Annotated in this window: 13 protein-coding genes; 4 read left to right on the forward strand and 9 right to left on the reverse strand. The window is 68.5% G+C overall.

The window, feature by feature from the left end:
* Nucleotides 1-60: 60 nt before the first annotated feature.
* From ACWPN8_RS29390 to ACWPN8_RS29430, 9 genes are all read right to left on the reverse strand, one after another.
* The gene (locus ACWPN8_RS29390; protein ID WP_492243315.1) at nucleotides 61-1935 is read right to left on the reverse strand and encodes a methyl-accepting chemotaxis protein; all 1875 of its coding nucleotides are present in this window, start codon (nucleotides 1933-1935) and stop codon (nucleotides 61-63) included.
* A 46-nt stretch (nucleotides 1936-1981) separates the two neighbouring features.
* On the reverse strand, nucleotides 1982-3088 hold the full coding sequence (locus ACWPN8_RS29395; RefSeq protein WP_109095504.1) for a protein-glutamate methylesterase/protein-glutamine glutaminase: 1107 nt from the start codon (nucleotides 3086-3088) through the stop codon (nucleotides 1982-1984).
* A gap of 3 nt (nucleotides 3089-3091) precedes the next feature.
* Nucleotides 3092-3979, reverse strand: a complete 888-nt coding sequence (locus ACWPN8_RS29400; protein ID WP_109095505.1) for a CheR family methyltransferase — start codon at nucleotides 3977-3979, stop codon at nucleotides 3092-3094.
* Nucleotides 3976-4494: a chemotaxis protein CheW gene (locus ACWPN8_RS29405; RefSeq protein ID WP_492243316.1), complete on the reverse strand. Its 519-nt coding sequence runs from the start codon at nucleotides 4492-4494 to the stop codon at nucleotides 3976-3978. The genes ACWPN8_RS29400 and ACWPN8_RS29405 overlap by 4 nt, the downstream gene beginning before the upstream one ends.
* An 82-nt stretch (nucleotides 4495-4576) precedes the next feature.
* Nucleotides 4577-6817: a methyl-accepting chemotaxis protein gene (locus ACWPN8_RS29410; RefSeq protein ID WP_492243317.1), complete on the reverse strand. Its 2241-nt coding sequence runs from the start codon at nucleotides 6815-6817 to the stop codon at nucleotides 4577-4579.
* Between the two features lie 83 nt (nucleotides 6818-6900).
* On the reverse strand, nucleotides 6901-7353 hold the full coding sequence (locus tag ACWPN8_RS29415; protein WP_098734811.1) for a chemotaxis protein CheW: 453 nt from the start codon (nucleotides 7351-7353) through the stop codon (nucleotides 6901-6903).
* A gap of 53 nt (nucleotides 7354-7406) precedes the next feature.
* Nucleotides 7407-9404, reverse strand: coding sequence for a chemotaxis protein CheA (locus ACWPN8_RS29420; protein WP_492243318.1), 1998 nt, complete (start codon nucleotides 9402-9404; stop codon nucleotides 7407-7409).
* Entirely contained in the window at nucleotides 9401-9769 is a 369-nt protein-coding gene (locus ACWPN8_RS29425; protein WP_492243319.1) for a response regulator, read from the reverse strand. The genes ACWPN8_RS29420 and ACWPN8_RS29425 overlap by 4 nt, the downstream gene beginning before the upstream one ends.
* Nucleotides 9770-9773: 4 nt before the next feature.
* Nucleotides 9774-10097, reverse strand: a complete 324-nt coding sequence (locus ACWPN8_RS29430) for an STAS domain-containing protein (RefSeq protein WP_492243320.1) — start codon at nucleotides 10095-10097, stop codon at nucleotides 9774-9776.
* A gap of 391 nt (nucleotides 10098-10488) precedes the next feature.
* On the opposite strand from ACWPN8_RS29430, the gene ACWPN8_RS29435 reads away from it, so the two are divergent.
* The 4 genes from ACWPN8_RS29435 (at nucleotide 10489) to ACWPN8_RS29450 (ending at nucleotide 14494) form a co-directional block, all read left to right on the forward strand.
* Nucleotides 10489-11043: a hypothetical protein gene (locus tag ACWPN8_RS29435; protein WP_492243321.1), complete on the forward strand. Its 555-nt coding sequence runs from the start codon at nucleotides 10489-10491 to the stop codon at nucleotides 11041-11043.
* Nucleotides 11040-12389, forward strand: a complete 1350-nt coding sequence (locus ACWPN8_RS29440) for a GAF domain-containing protein (RefSeq protein WP_492243322.1) — start codon at nucleotides 11040-11042, stop codon at nucleotides 12387-12389. Before ACWPN8_RS29435 ends, ACWPN8_RS29440 begins: the two co-directional genes overlap by 4 nt.
* A 150-nt stretch (nucleotides 12390-12539) precedes the next feature.
* Nucleotides 12540-13505, forward strand: a complete 966-nt coding sequence (locus ACWPN8_RS29445) for a thiamine pyrophosphate-dependent dehydrogenase E1 component subunit alpha (protein ID WP_492243323.1) — start codon at nucleotides 12540-12542, stop codon at nucleotides 13503-13505.
* Between the two features lie 17 nt (nucleotides 13506-13522).
* Entirely contained in the window at nucleotides 13523-14494 is a 972-nt protein-coding gene (locus ACWPN8_RS29450) for an alpha-ketoacid dehydrogenase subunit beta (protein ID WP_492243324.1), read from the forward strand.
* Nucleotides 14495-14508 lie beyond the last annotated feature (14 nt).

Below are 14508 nucleotides of genomic sequence, written 5' to 3' on the forward strand. Positions count from 1 at the left end.
GCAAAGCGTTCCGAGAGGCCGGTGCGGGTCGGCTACGCGCAATTCCTCAAAGGCAATGTCTCAAAGAAAGAACTCGTCGATCTCGCCGCCCTGCTCCTGGCCGCTTTTCTCCGGGCCGGCTTTCTCCTGGCCGGTTGGCCCCCGGCCGCCTTGCAGGCCACCGAAAAGCTCGGAATGGATGCTTCTCTCCCTTTCGGCGGTATACAGCGACGCGAAGAGCCGGTTCATGTCGTCGGAGATTCCCGGGGCATGGATGTCCCCCCGTCCGGCATAGGGCTGCATCCGGTCGACGAAGCGCTGGGTGAATCCGCCGAGCCGAAGCTCCATACCCAATCGGCCGACCGTGCCGGTCAGCACCTTGGAGGCCTCCGCGCAATCGCCGGTCATGGTCGACAGGGAACGCATCTGATCGGCATGCAGCCGCTTCAGGCAGTCCATGGAGCCGGTCATGGCATCCACCAGCTCCATCGCCACCCGATGGTTGGTGCCCGACCGCCGGTCCAGGCCGTTCGCGCGGTCGGTGGCCGCATGGATCGCCTCGGAGATCGCCTTCGACATGTCCTCGGTCCGGCGGCTGCACGCGCGCAGTTCCTGCGCAACCACGCCCAGCGCCCGCCCCGCATCGCCAAGGCGCGCGCATTTCAGCGTCGTGTTCAGCCCCATCAGCCGCATGTCGGTGTCGATGGAACGGATGGCGAGAACATCCCGCCCCATGGCGACGAAGCCGCCCGAGACTTCGCCGACCTGCCTGCGGATGATGTCGTCGGAGCGGCGATAGTGATGCAACAGCTCCAGCGCCCGGTCGACGTCGCCCGCGACATCGTGCAGAACGGACTTGCCTGCCGGTTTGCCGGCAGCCGGGATGTCGCCGCCCGACCCGAACAGCTCCCGGGCTTCCTGCGCGATGCTGTCCGCATCGCGGGCAAGCGCTTCCAGATTGTCCTTCAGCGACGCCACCTGACTGCCGAAATCGGCGCACGCCTCGACGCACTGGCGGATTTCGAGGGTGCAGATCGCCGCCGACAGATCCTGCCGGTGTCCCAGCTCCAGCTCGGCGAGCCATCGCAGGTCCCGTGCCACGGATGACGCCGGGGGCGGGTCCGCCAGCAGGGCCAGCACATCCATGGCCGTGCCGATATGGGCCAGCCGCTGGCAGGTGAAGTCGCCGACCTGAAGGTCGCTGATGCAGCGGGCGATCCGCCGGCCGATCTCCTCGACACGGCCGACGAAGCGCTGCGATGCCGCCTGCGCGGTGCGGCGGTATGCCGTCAAGCGGTCCAGGCTTGCCTGCAGACGGCTGCCGACATCGTCCAGGCGGGTGCGGTTGTCGCGCTCGAACGCACCGGCGCCGTCCTTTGCCGCGGACATGGTCGTGCGCAGATCGGCGAGGCGTCCGATAGCCTGCGTCGTCGCCGCCTCGGCCAGACGGTGGAGCCGGTCGATTTCCCGGTTGAACACGCTGAAATCGTCGCTGCCGGTGCGGATCTGGACCGACTGGACCTTCGCGTTGATCGCCAGGGCGGTAATCTCGCCGATGATCTTCGACAGGGTGGCGAGCAGGGCGGCCATATCGGCCCCCGTGCAATCGAGATCGCTCAGATCGGCCAGCGTTTGCCGGAGGTTGCCCGCCAGGCCGTCGGTCACGCTGCGGACGGTGCCCAACCGTTTGCAGGCCTCGGCGCCGTCCTCGCTGTCGATCAGCATGGACAGGGCGCTGAAACGGCCGGCGATGGCCGTCATCCGCTCCAGCGTCTGCGACAGCGTTTCGCCGACCGTCAGGAAGGTCGTCTCGATCGGCGCCGATGCGGCGCGCAGTTCGGCGCTCAGCGAGCGGATCAGTCCGGTATCCGGGCCGGCGCCTGGGCCGGACTGGGAAGCCGCCGGGAGGGCGCCGCCCGGACCGCCGAGGGCCACTGCGTCAACGGTGCTGTACATGCCGGAAGCCTTTTCCAAACGGATGCGTCAGGGGAAGCGGATATGGTCACGAGCGGTCATGGCGCAGGATCTCGCGCGGGATCGACGAAAGTCCCACCACCTTGTCCACCCCGCCCCGCGCGATGGCCTCCTTCGGCATGCCGAAGACGACGCAGCTCTCCTCGTCCTGGGCGACGGTGAAGGCGCCGGCCTGCTGCATCTCGCGCATCCCGGTGGCGCCGTCGTCCCCCATTCCCGTCATGATGACGCCGACGGCATTGCCGCCGGCGCAATGGGCGGCCGACCGGAACAGCACATCGACCGACGGCCGGTGCCGCGACACCAGCGGCCCCTCCTTCACCGCCACCAGATAGCGGGCGCCGCTGCGTTGCAGCAGCATATGGCGGTTGCCCGGCGCGATCAGCACCTGCCCGCGCAGCACCGTGTCGCCGTCGCGCGCCTCGCGCACCGTCATCTCGCACAGGCTGTCGAGCCGGCGGGCGAAGGCGGCGGTGAAGCTTTCCGGCATATGCTGGACGATGACGATGCCGGGACTGTCGGCGGGCAGCGCCTCCAGCACCTCGCGCAGGGCCTCGGTGCCGCCGGTGGACGCGCCGATGCAGATGACGCGCTCGGTGGTGCGGGCCATCGCCCCGCCGCTGGGGGCCGGCATCATCACGTCGGCGCTCAGCTTCGGTTCCGGGGCGCGGGTGCGGCCGAGCGGAGTGGGAGTGGCGGCGGCGGAGGCCGGGCGGGCGGAAGGGCGCGGGCGGGCGCGGGCCGCCGCCTTCACCGTGTCGCAGATGCGGACCTGGGCGTCGAGCAGGCTCTGGCGGGTGTCGATCCGCGGCTTCAGGATGACGTCGACGGCTCCGGCCTCCAGCGCCTGCATCAGCGTCTCGCTGCCATCCTCCACCAGCGAGGAGCACATCACCACCGGGATCGGGTGCTGGCTCATCAGCTTGCGCAGGAAGGTGATGCCGTCCATGCGCGGCATCTCGACGTCGAGCGTGATGACGTCCGGCGCCTCCTCCGCGATGCGGCGGACGGCGGCGTAGGGATCGGCGGCGGTCCCCATCACCTCGATCTGCGGATCGGACGACAGGATGCCGGCAAGGGTCTGGCGGACGGTCGCGGAATCGTCGACGATCAGCACGCGGATCTTCTGGCCCATCGTTCAGCTCCGGACGAAAATGGCGGAACCCACCTGTTTCACGGGCAGGTCCATGTTGGCGATGGTCTCGCTGTGGCCGACGAACAGGTAGCCGCCGGGCCGCAGATGGCCGCACAGCTTCTCCAGCACCCTCTGCTGCGTCTTCTTGTCGAAATAGATCAGGATGTTGCGGAAGAAGACGACATCCATGTCGCTCGCCACCGGATAGACCGGATCCATCACGTTGAGATGGCCGAAGCGGACCGACTGGCGGACCGGCGGCACCAGCCGGACCGTGGGATTGCCGTCGTCGCGCGACCGCATCAGATAGCGTGACGCGAAGGGGGCGGGCACCATTTTCGCCATGTCGAGCGGGTAGACGGCGGTCTTCGCGGCGGCCAGCGCTTCCGTGCAGATGTCGGTGCCGATGATCTCGTGGCGGATCGGCGTGCCGGTGCCGGCACGGTCGAGCAGCAGCATCGCCACCGTGTAGGGCTCCGCCCCGGTCGAACAGGCCGCACTCCAGATCTTGAGCGGGCGGTCCTGGCCGGGCCGGTGGGGGAGACGGGACAGGGCCGGAATGGCGGTGCCCATCAGGTAGCGGAAATGCTCGATCTCGCGGAAGAAGTCGGTCTTGTTGGTGGTGACGGCATCGATCAGGTCGACCATCTCGCCGTCCAGCCCGCCGTCGTCCAGCACATGGCGGCAATAGGCGTTCATATCCGGCAGACCGAGCGCCCGCAGACGGCGGCGCAGACGGCCTTCCACCATGGTCCGCTTGCCGGGCGGCATCCGGATGCCGGCATGGCGCTCGATGATGGCGGCGAGCCGGGCGAAGTCGCGCTCCGACAGGGTGTCGGAGGACGACCGCCGCGATCCTTCCTCTGGCTGCGGATCGTCGTGATCGATCATGACACCCCGTCCGCCATCAGGCTCGCCATACCGTCGGCCATGTCCAGCAGAGCCACGTCGTCCTCGGCGAACAGCCGGGCGATGTCGAAGACGATGACGAACGTGCCGTTGGAGCGGCCGATGGCCTGGATGCAGTCCGACCGCCAGCGCCCGCCGACCTGGGGCGGCGTCTCCAACCCGCGCTCGTCGAGTGCGGTGACCTCGAACACCCGGTCGGCGATGACGCCGACGGTGATCGACTGCCCGCGCTGCGGCACGTCGAGCACGACGATCCGGGTGTTGGCAGTGGGCTGTGCCGCCGGCAGGCCCAGCTTGACCCGCAGATCGACGGTGGGCACCCCCTGCCCCCGCACGTCAATCATGCCGACCAGGAAGGACGGCGCGTGCGGCAGGCGGGTGATCGGCTGGAGATCGAGGATCTCGCGCACGATGGCGACCTCAATGGCGAACACTTCGCGATCGATGCCGATCGTCACATATTGCGCCGGTTCGCGGGGCGCGGTCGCGCTGGTCATCTGCGGCTTCCGGTTCGGGGGACGGAACGGCGGGATGGCGCTGCAAGCACCATCCCTCCTTGCATGGGAAACGGCCCGGCGATCAGAACGCGGTGTAGCGGGCGTCGAGCGCGTCGGGGCCGCTGCCGCCTTCCAGCGCGATCTTCACGCCGCGGTCCCTGCCGTTCAGCTTCGCCGCCGGCTTGTGCGTCAGGGTAACCGTCGTCGCCGGACGGCGGGCGGCCGGAACCGGGGCCGGGGCTGGGGGCTGAGCATGCGCCGGCCGGGCCTGAGCGGCCACAGCGACCGGGCTGCGGACTGCGGAGCGGGCGGCGGCCTTTTCCTCCACCGTGAAGTACGAGATGGTGTCCTGAAGCTGCGTCGCCATCGACGACAGCTCCTCCGAGGTCGCGGCCATCTGTTCCGACGCGCTGGAGTTCTGCTGCGTCACCTTGTCGAGCTGCTGGATCGCCTGGTTGATCTGCTCGGCGCCGATGTCCTGCTCGCGGCAGGCGGCGCTGATCTCCTCGACCAGTTCGGCGGTCTTACGGATGTCGGGCACCAGCCGGCCCAGCATCTGCCCGGCCTCCTGGGCGATCTTGGTCGATTCCGCCGACAGGGAGCTGATTTCCGCCGCCGCCCCCTGGCTGCGCTCGGCCAGCTTGCGCACCTCGGAGGCGACCACGGCGAAGCCGCGGCCATGCTCGCCGGCCCGCGCCGCCTCGACCGCGGCGTTCAGCGCCAGGAGGTCGGTCTGGCGGGCGATCTCCTGCACGATGCTGATCTTCTCGGCGATGGTCTGCATCGCCTGCACCGCCTTGTTGACCGCCTCGCCCGACGCCTGGGCGTCCTTGGACGACTGGCGGGCGATCTTCTCCGTCTGGGTGGCGTTCTCGGCGTTCTGCTTGATGTTGGCGGCCATCTCCTCCATCGAGGCCGACGCCTGCTCGGCGGCGGACGCCTGCTCGGTCGAGCCCTGCGACAGCTGCTCCGAACTGGCCGACAGCTCCTGGCTGCCCGCCGCCACATTGTCGGAGGCGGACAGCGCGTCGGTCACCACGCCGCGCAGCTTCTCCAGCATGGTTTCCAGCGCCAGGCCCAGCGTGTCCTTGTCGGACTGCGGACGGGCCTGGACGGTCAGGTTGCCGCGGGCAATCTCGTCGGCGACCTCGGCGGTCGCCCGCAGGTTGGCGGTCATGCTGTTCAGCGCCGTCACCAGATCCTTGATCTCGTCGTCGGTCGACACCTCCACCTTCTGGCCGAGATCGCCGATGGCGACCGCATCGGCCAGACCGACCGCTTTGCCGAGGCCACGGGCGATGGAAATGGCGATGTAGGCGCCGGCGGCGATGGCGACCAGCAGGGCGAGTGCGACGGCGCCGATGGTGACCGCGCGGATCTGGGCGTAGGTGGCCTCCGCCGCCTGCCGATCCGCCGCCATGCCCTTCTCGGCGTCGGCGACGAGATCGTTGGCAGCCTGCGCCAGCTTGCTGGCGGCGGTGCGCACCTCGCCGACGGAGAGCGCCAGGGCCTTGACCTCGGTGTTCTTCAGCGACAACGCGATCACCTCGTCGGTGAAGCGCTCATAAACGTGATAACGCTCGACGAAGACATTGAATGCCCGGATGTCCTCTTCGCTCGTCAGGCGGGTACGGATGCGGTCCTGTTGCTGGGAAATGCTCTTCAACAGATCGGGCAGCGGTTTGAGCATCGCGGCCGTCGCCGCATCGTCTGGAACGAGCAGGGAGTTTCTGACGATGATCCGTGCGGTGCCCCAATCGGTCGTCATGCGCCGGATCAAATGGGCGATGGCCGTCTGTTCCGCCGTCGCCTGTGTCCCATTCTCGACGCGGTCGAGCAACGGGCGCAGAGCCTCCTGCGCAGCCATAACGGCTTCGTTGCCGGAGCCTGTCAGCAGGTCTGCACCCTTGGCATTCGAGTGGATCCGACCGATGGAGCGGACTTTGTCCTGAGCCGCGTTGAACTCCGTCATCAGGGCTTCGATCTGGGCCAGCTTGCGGAGGCCATCAGCATCCGCGACGCGCCGATACTGCTCCAGCACGCCCTTGAACTCCTCACGGCGGGCCAGGATTCCCTTGTCGAAGCGATCCATGTCCTCCTCGCTGCTCGACAGCAGGAAGTTCTTCTCCTCGCGCTGGATCAGATAGACCGTGGTCGGCATCTGGCGGGCGACGTTGATCCGCTGGGACGATACGCTGACGAGTTCCTCGATCTTCTGGTTCAGGTCCGACAGCCCGTTCAGGGCGATGCCGGCGGTGGCGGCGGACAGCAGGATGACCGTGCCGAATGCCGCGACGATTTTGGCCTTGATGGAGATGCGCATGGTCGTTCCTCGCTCCGCGAACCGGTGCGGCCTGTCCGATGGTTGGGACGGCGCTGGCCGGTCTGGTTTCCGTTGTCCTGAGTTCAGTGGGTCGTGAAGATGCGGACGATGTCCGGAATGACGATGAAGTCGTCGCCGCGCTTGCCGATCCCCTTGATCAGGTCGGGGTTCCAGCGCATGCCGATGTCGGGCGTGTCCTCGATGGAGGCGCCGGCGATGCCGGTCACCTCATGGACCTTGTCGGCCAGCAGCCCGACCACCGTCGGCTCGTCGTCCAGCAGGATTTCGACGACGACGATGCGGGTGTCGATGGTCGGCGGCGTGCGCTCCATGCCGAAGCGGATGCGCAGGTCGGCGAGCGGCACCACCTTGCCGCGCACGTTGATCAGGTGGCCGACCAGCGGCGGCGCGCCCGGAACCTCGGTCTGGGGAACGATGTCCAGGATCTCGTGGACCGAATTGGCGTCGATGGCGAAGATCTCGCCGCCCAGCCCCAGGGTCAGCGCTTCAAAGGTCTCTGTCCCGGTGACGGCCATGCCGGCCTCCCTGTGAGGTCTGTCGGTGGAATCGGTTCGCTTTTGAGGAGCGCTCAGCAGGCTTCGCGCCGCAGTTCCTGCGTCTGGCCGGCGGCGACGATCTGCGCGATGTCGAGGATCAGCGCGACCGAGCCGTCGCCCAGGATGGTGGCGCCGGAGAAGTTGGCGACGCCGGCATGCAGCTTGGACATCGACTTGATGACGGTCTGGTGGTCGCCCAGCACCTGATCGACCACCAGACCGACGCGCTTGTCGCCGGAGGAGATGATGACGATCTTCTGATAGGGATCGGGCGGATGACGGACGGCGAAGCTGTCGCGCAGACGCAGGAACGGCACCAGCGCACCGCGGATGTTCAGGAAATTGCGGTTGGCATGGCGGCGTTCGACATCGGCCGGCAGCTCGACGCATTCCTCCACCGCGAACAGCGGGATCACATAGCGCCCCTGCCCGACCCGGACCAGCAGCCCGTCGATGATCGCCAGCGTCAGCGGCAGGCCGAGCGTGATCTCGGTGCCGCCGCCGGGAAGACTGGACACCTCGATGGTGCCGCGCAGCCCGTCGATCGTGCGCTTGACCACGTCCATGCCGATGCCGCGGCCCGACACGCTGGTCAAGGTCCGCGCCGTCGAGAAGCCGGGATGGAAGATCAGCTGGAACAGCTCGGCATCCGACAGCTTGGCACCGGGCGGGATCAGCTCCTGCTCCTCGGCCTTGGCCCGGATGCGGTCACGGTCCAGCCCGCGCCCGTCGTCGCGGATGGTCATCAGCACGCGGGTTCCGGCATGGCGGGCCGACAGGTGGATGCGGCCCTGCGGCGCCTTGCCGGCCGCCACGCGCTCCGCCGCCGGCTCCAGCCCGTGATCCAGGCTGTTGCGGATGATGTGGACGAGCGGGTCGTTCAGCCGCTCGATCATCGTCTTGTCCAGCTCGGTCTCCTCGCCGGACATCGTCAGCGCCACGTCCTTGCCCAGTTCCTGCGAGAGGTCGCGGACCAGCCGGCGGAAGCGGCCGAACAGCGATTCCACCGGCACCATGCGGATGCCCATGGTGATGTCGCGCAGCCCGTTGGACAGCCGTTCGATCTCCTCGGTCACCGACTTGATCTGGAGATCGACGCTGTCGGAGATCAGCTGCTTCAGGCGGGCGTGCGCAATCACCAGCTCGCCGACCTGATCCATAAGATCGTCGAGCCGCTCCGCCGGCACGCGGATCGAATTGGTCGCCGGCTGCGCCCTGCCCTTTTCGGCCGCTCCGTCCGCCTTCGACGGGGCCGGCTCCTTCGACGGGACAGGCCCGGCCACCATCGCCGTCACGGGCATCGGCACCGGCTCCTGCTCCGCCCCCGGCTCCGGCATCGCAGACATCGGTTCGATGGTCAGTTCGGTCTCGTCGATCACGAAGATGAACACGTCTTCGATGGTCGAGCGCGGATGGGTGGTGGTGAGGATCAGCTCCCAGCCGATGTGGCAGCTGGTCGGTTCCAACGCCTCCAGCGGCGGAACGTCGTCGGTCAGGGCGACGATCTTGGCCTCGCCCAGCCCGCGCAGCTCGTCGAGCAGCAGCAGCGGGTTGGTTCCGCGCTCCAGCGCGTCGGGAGCGAGCCGGAACCGGACACGCCAGGTCGCCGGGCTTTCCTCGTCGTCGTGCTCCCGGCCAAGGGGAGCGGACATCGCGGCACTGCCGCTCAGGTCCGCCAGCCGGGCCAGGATGCCGTCTGCTACGGCAGGGTCGGCACTGGCGGGGTCCTCGATCAGGATGCGGATATGGTCCTTGGCGGCAAGGGCGATGCCGATCATCGCCGTCGTGGCGGCCAGTTCGCCCTTGCGCATCCGGTCGAAGGCGCTTTCCAGATGATGGGTGAAGCTCGCCGCAGCCTCGAACCCGAACATCGAGCCGGAGCCCTTGATCGTGTGCAGGGCGCGGAACGCGGTGTCGAGCGGCTCGCGGTCGGTGGGATTCTGCTCCAGACGGAGCAGTGCGGATTCGAGATCGGCCAGAAGCTCCGCCGCCTCTTCGCGGAAGACCTGGCCCGGGTCGCCGCCGGTCATGTGCCGACGATCTTGCGGACGACGCTCAGCAGCTGGTCCTGCTGGAACGGCTTGACGATCCAGGCGGTGGCGCCGGCCGCCTTGGCTTCGGCCTTCTTGGCGGCGTCGGATTCGGTGGTCAGGAAGACCATCGGGATGCCGCGATAGGCCGGCAGCGTCCGCAATTCACGGATCAGCGTCAGGCCATCCATATTCGGCATGTTCAGATCGGTCAGCACCAGATTGAAGCTGCCGGACTTCGCCTTGACCAGAGCGTCACGCCCGTCCGCGGCCTCCACCACTTGATAACCGGCAGAGGACAGGGTCAACTTCACCATCTGGCGCATGCTGGCGGAATCGTCGACGGCTAGTATGGTCTTCGCCATGATGTCAGGGCACTCCAATCCAGAATTCATCCGCCTTGCGCGTCGGTCCGGACATACCGATGAAGCCGCCCCGTTCGAGGGCATCGCGCATCGATGCGGAGATCGGCTGCTTGAGGTGAAGGCCGATGCCCCGCCCGGCTGCGCTCGTGCGTGCCGCCAGCAGAAGTTGAATGAAACAGATCGATGTCTCTCCGACTTCACTGCAATCGACATCGACCCGGCCAGCCGAATTCAGCGAATCCCGAAGCCGGTCGCGAACGTCCTCGACTTCGATGAGCGTCATCGGGCCAACGCAGTCCATAACAACGCTTCCACTGAGATCGGCCATTTTTCTTCACCGCATTCACCGCGTCATCGCGTTCGCCACGTCGCCGCAAGGCACATGTTGAAATTTTATATCGCGTCAGTCTGCGTAATTGAAATTCGGGATATCCCCAACCCCGGTTTCATCGCAACTTAATGGCCGCGAAAGATGATATAGCGTCTATATTAGACTCTTCATTGGCACCGAGCCGGTGGCAACGCGCGGCGGATCGCTTCGCGCCAATGGCCGACAGCCCGCTTTGGGTCATGCGCATGGCTTTTCCCGGCAGCGCCTTGCCGGCACAGCCGGCGGCGGCTTCCCCCTCCCCATCCGGTCACGGCCGGCAATCGTGTGCGTGTTTGCTGCCGCCGCCCACCTCTTGGTAGTCTGGGGCTGGACGACCGGAGAGGCTTTCGTGGCGAACGGCGGGCAGCGGGACGGGCAGCGGGGCGGGTGGCCGGACAGAGTGGGGCCGGAGGGTGGAAGGCCGGCACGGGCTGGTCTGAGCGAGGCGATCCTGACCTTCCTGGAGCGTGGCGTCAGCCTGGTCGTATCGTCGAGCGACCGGGCGAACCGACCGCGGGTCGGGCGGGCGCTGGCGGTGCAGGTGCCGGCCGACGGGGCCTGGATCGGCGTCTGCCTCGACCGGACGGCGAACGCCGCCCTGTTGGCTGCAGTTGCCGAGACCGGACGCTTCGCCCTGGCGGCGACCGAGCCGAGCACGCATATCTCCATCCAACTGACCGGCGAGGACGCCATCGTCACCGCAGCGGATGCCGAGGCGACGGCGCTGGCCGCCCGCCACGTCGACGCCTTCTCCGCCGAACTGGCGCTGATCGGCTACGGCGACGCCTTCACCCGTGCCCTGATGGCGCATGACCCGGCCACACTGGCAATGGTCCGCTTCTGCCCGTCGCGGCTCTACGACCAGACACCGGGCCCGAAGGCCGGCACCGCGGTGCCGCCATGAGTGCCGCCACCAGCGCCTCCCTGACGCTCGATGCGATCCGCGCCTGCCTGGAAGGGGCGGTCCCGGCGACCATCGCCACCTGTGCGCCGGACGGAACGCCCAACGTCTCGCTGCTGTCGCAGGTCCATTACGTCGATCCCGACCACGTCGCGCTGTCCTATCAGTTCTTCAACAAGACTCGCGCGAACATCCTGGCAAACCCCATCGCCGTCCTGCAGCTGATCGACCCGCCGACCGCTGCGCAGTACCGGATGGAGCTGTGCTACCTGCGCACCGAGACCAGCGGTCCGCTGTTCGAGAGCATGAAGGCCAAGCTGGCCGGCATCGCCTCCCATGTCGGAATGCAGGACGTGTTCCGCCTGCTCGGCGCCGACCTCTACCGGGTGACGGCAATCGAGGCGGTGCCCGGCGGCGCGCCCCTTCCCGCGCCGGTCGCCCAGCGGAGCCTTCTGTCGGCGACCCGGCGGGCCTGCGAGGCCTTGCGCGGCTGCGCCGACCTGACGGAACTGCTCGACCACAGCCTGTGCGTGCTGCGGCGGCTGTTCGGGGTCGAGCATGCGCTGATCCTGATGCCGGACGCGGCGACCGACCGGCTCTTCACCGTCGCGGCACTCGGCTACGATTCCTCCGGCGTCGGGTCGGAGGTGGCGCCCGGCGAGGGGGTGATCGGCGTGGCCGCACGGGAACGGGTGCCGATCCGCATCACCCACATGACCAGCGACGTCGCCTACAGCCTGACCGCCCGCGACGGGGCGGAGGACGCCGGGCTGACCGGCGGCCCGGCCCGCGAGATCCCCTTTCCCGGGCTGGACCGGCCGCACAGCCAGCTGGCGGTGCCGATCCTGGCCGGGCGGCGGCTGGCCGGCGTGCTGTTCGTCGAGAGCCGGCAGGAGATGCGCTTCACCTACGACGACGAGGATGCGCTGGCGACGCTGGCCGCCCAGCTCGGCGCGCTGATGCAGGCCCTGCCCCCGGCGGAGGAGGTGGCGCCCGTTCCCGCCGCCTGCCCGCAGGCCGGCGGCGCCCCGGTGGTGGTGCGCCACTACGCCGCCGACGACAGCGTGTTCGTCGACCACGATTATCTGATCAAGGGCGTGGCCGGCGCCATCCTGTGGAAGCTGGTGCGCGACCACACCACGCTCGGCCGCACCGACTTCACCAACCGCGAGCTGCGGCTGGCCCCCGACATCCCGCTGCCCGACTTCGCCGAGAATCTGGAAGCGCGGCTGATCCTGCTGCAACGCCGGCTGGCGGAGCGCTGCGGCGTGCTGCGCATCGAAAAGACCGGACGCGGGCGCTTCCGCCTGGTGGTGGCGAAGCCGCTCCTCCTCCAGGAGACGTCGTGAACACCGTCCGGCTTTACTTTCCATCCCGACAGTTATCGGGTCAGAAACGGTTACGAATATTTTAGCATTCCGTTAGGCAACAGTTAGCAAGCCGGCGGCGATTGCCTGCGTAGGGTCCGTTCCGCACACAACGTCACGGAGCCGACCGACATGACCGCCCTCCCTCCCGTGGAGGCCCTGGAACGCATGATGCTGGAGCGCATGATGCTGATCCGGGCCTACGAAGAAACCCTGGTCGACCTGCATGGCCGCGGCCGCGCCGCCGGAACCTGCACCGCCATCGGGCAGGAGGCGTCGGCCGTCGGCGTCGTCGCGGCGCTGACGCCCGACGACCTGATCCTCACCAACCACCGCAGCGCCGGCCATCTGCTGGCCCGCGGCGCCGACCCCGGACGGATGCTGGCCGAGGTGCAGGGCAAGAGCGGCGGCTATTGCGGCGGCAAGAGCGGGTCGCTGCACATCTCCGCCAGGGAGCTGGGCGTCGTCCTGACCTCCACCATCGTCGGCGGCGAGCTGGCGCTGGCGACCGGCGTGGGGCTGTCGCGCTCGATGCAGGGCGGCCCCGGCATCGTCGTCTGCTTCTTCGGCGACGGGGCGGCCTGCGAAGGGCGCTTCCACGAATCGCTGAACCTCGCCGCGGTGTGGAGCCTGCCGATCCTCTATGTCTGCGAGAACAACCAGTGGCAGGCCTTCGTCCACCGCAAGGAGACGATGACGGCCGACGGCATCGCCGGCCATGCCGCCGCCTACGGCATCGACAGCGCGGTGGTCGACGGCAACGACCCGCTGGCGGTGTTCGAGGCCGCCGCCGCCGCGGTCGCCGCCATCCGCCGCACCGGCAAGCCCTTCCTGCTGGAAGCCATGACCTACCGGCTGCGCGGCCATTTCGAGCCGGACGACCAGTCCTACGTCGACCCCGGCGAGTTGGCCGGCTGGCGCGAGCGCGACCCCGTCGCCCTGCTGCGCCGCCGGCTTGAGCGCGACGGGCTGCTGGATGCCGCATCCGCCACCCGGATGGAGGAGACGGTCAGGGCACGGATGGAGGTGGCCGCCGCCTTCGCCGAGGCCAGCCCATACCCGGCGCCCGAAGAGCTGACCCGCGACGTCTACGCCTGAGCGAGGAAACCGACATCATGACCCAGATGACCGTGAACGATGCGATCTCCGCCGCGCTGGCCGAGGAGATGCGCCGCGACCCCTCCGTGCTGATCTTCGGCGAGGGCGTCGCCACCAAGCGCCGCGACCTGCTGGGCGAATTCGGCCCGGCCCGCGTCCGCAACACCCCGCTGGCCGAGGGCATCATCGCCGGCACCGCCGCCGGGGCCGCCGCCACCGGCCTGCGCCCGGTGATCGACCTGCTGTTCGCCCCCTTCCTCTGTTACGCGATGGACGAGATCGTCAACAGCGCCGGCAAGCTGCGCTACATCTCCGGCGGACAGTTCAAGTTCCCGATGGTGGTGCTGGCGATGACCGGCGCCGGCTGGGGTGTCGGCGCCCAGCACAACCACAACATCGAATCCTGGTTCGTCCACAGCCCTGGCCTGAAGGTGGCGATGCCCTCGACCCCCGCCGACTTCAAGGGGCTGCTGAAGGCGGCGATCCGCGACGACAACCCGGTGCTGGTCTTCGCCGACATCGCGCTCGGCTACAGCGCCGGTGAGGTACAGGACGACATCGACGCGATCCCGCTGGGGCAGGCCGCACTGCGGCGGACAGGCGACGATGTGACGCTGGTCTCCTACGCCAAGACCGTCGGCACCTGCCTGGCTGCCGCCGACCGGCTGGCCGAGGCCGGCATTTCCGCCGATGTCCTCGACCTGCGCAGCCTGAAGCCGCTGGACGAGGACGCCATCCTGCGGTCGGTCGCCAAGACAGGCCGGCTGGTGGTCGTGCACGAGGCGAGCCGCCTGTGCGGCGTCGGGGCGGAGGTCGCGGCGCTGGTCGCCGAAAAGGCCTTCGCCAGCCTGCGGGCGCCGGTGCTGCGGCTGACCGGCCCGGACGCCCCGGCCCCGGCCAGCTTCCCGCTGGAGCAGGCCTTCGTTCCCCAGGCCGACGCGGTGGTCGCGGCGGTCCAGTCCCTCGTCCATGGCGCGCTCGCCGCCTGATCATCCGGAGTTGC

The sequence above is a fragment of the Azospirillum sp. UENF 112521 genome, assembly GCF_058780665.1.

Bases quoted from the DNA above. Each gene is read 5' to 3' on its own strand.
- ACWPN8_RS29395 (WP_109095504.1), bottom strand. From the start codon at position 3,088: ATGGGCCAGAAGATCCGCGTGCTGATCGTCGACGATTCCGCGACCGTC.
- ACWPN8_RS29440 (WP_492243322.1), top strand. From the start codon at position 11,040: ATGAGTGCCGCCACCAGCGCCTCCCTGACGCTCGATGCGATCCGCGCC.
- ACWPN8_RS29415 (WP_098734811.1), bottom strand. From the start codon at position 7,353: ATGGCCGTCACCGGGACAGAGACCTTTGAAGCGCTGACCCTGGGGCTG.
- ACWPN8_RS29450 (WP_492243324.1), top strand. From the start codon at position 13,523: ATGACCCAGATGACCGTGAACGATGCGATCTCCGCCGCGCTGGCCGAG.
- ACWPN8_RS29390 (WP_492243315.1), bottom strand. From the start codon at position 1,935: ATGTACAGCACCGTTGACGCAGTGGCCCTCGGCGGTCCGGGCGGCGCC.
- ACWPN8_RS29425 (WP_492243319.1), bottom strand. From the start codon at position 9,769: ATGGCGAAGACCATACTAGCCGTCGACGATTCCGCCAGCATGCGCCAG.
- ACWPN8_RS29445 (WP_492243323.1), top strand. From the start codon at position 12,540: ATGACCGCCCTCCCTCCCGTGGAGGCCCTGGAACGCATGATGCTGGAG.
- ACWPN8_RS29420 (WP_492243318.1), bottom strand. From the start codon at position 9,404: ATGACCGGCGGCGACCCGGGCCAGGTCTTCCGCGAAGAGGCGGCGGAG.
- ACWPN8_RS29430 (WP_492243320.1), bottom strand. From the start codon at position 10,097: ATGGCCGATCTCAGTGGAAGCGTTGTTATGGACTGCGTTGGCCCGATG.
- ACWPN8_RS29410 (WP_492243317.1), bottom strand. From the start codon at position 6,817: ATGCGCATCTCCATCAAGGCCAAAATCGTCGCGGCATTCGGCACGGTC.
- ACWPN8_RS29405 (WP_492243316.1), bottom strand. From the start codon at position 4,494: ATGACCAGCGCGACCGCGCCCCGCGAACCGGCGCAATATGTGACGATC.
- ACWPN8_RS29400 (WP_109095505.1), bottom strand. From the start codon at position 3,979: ATGATCGATCACGACGATCCGCAGCCAGAGGAAGGATCGCGGCGGTCG.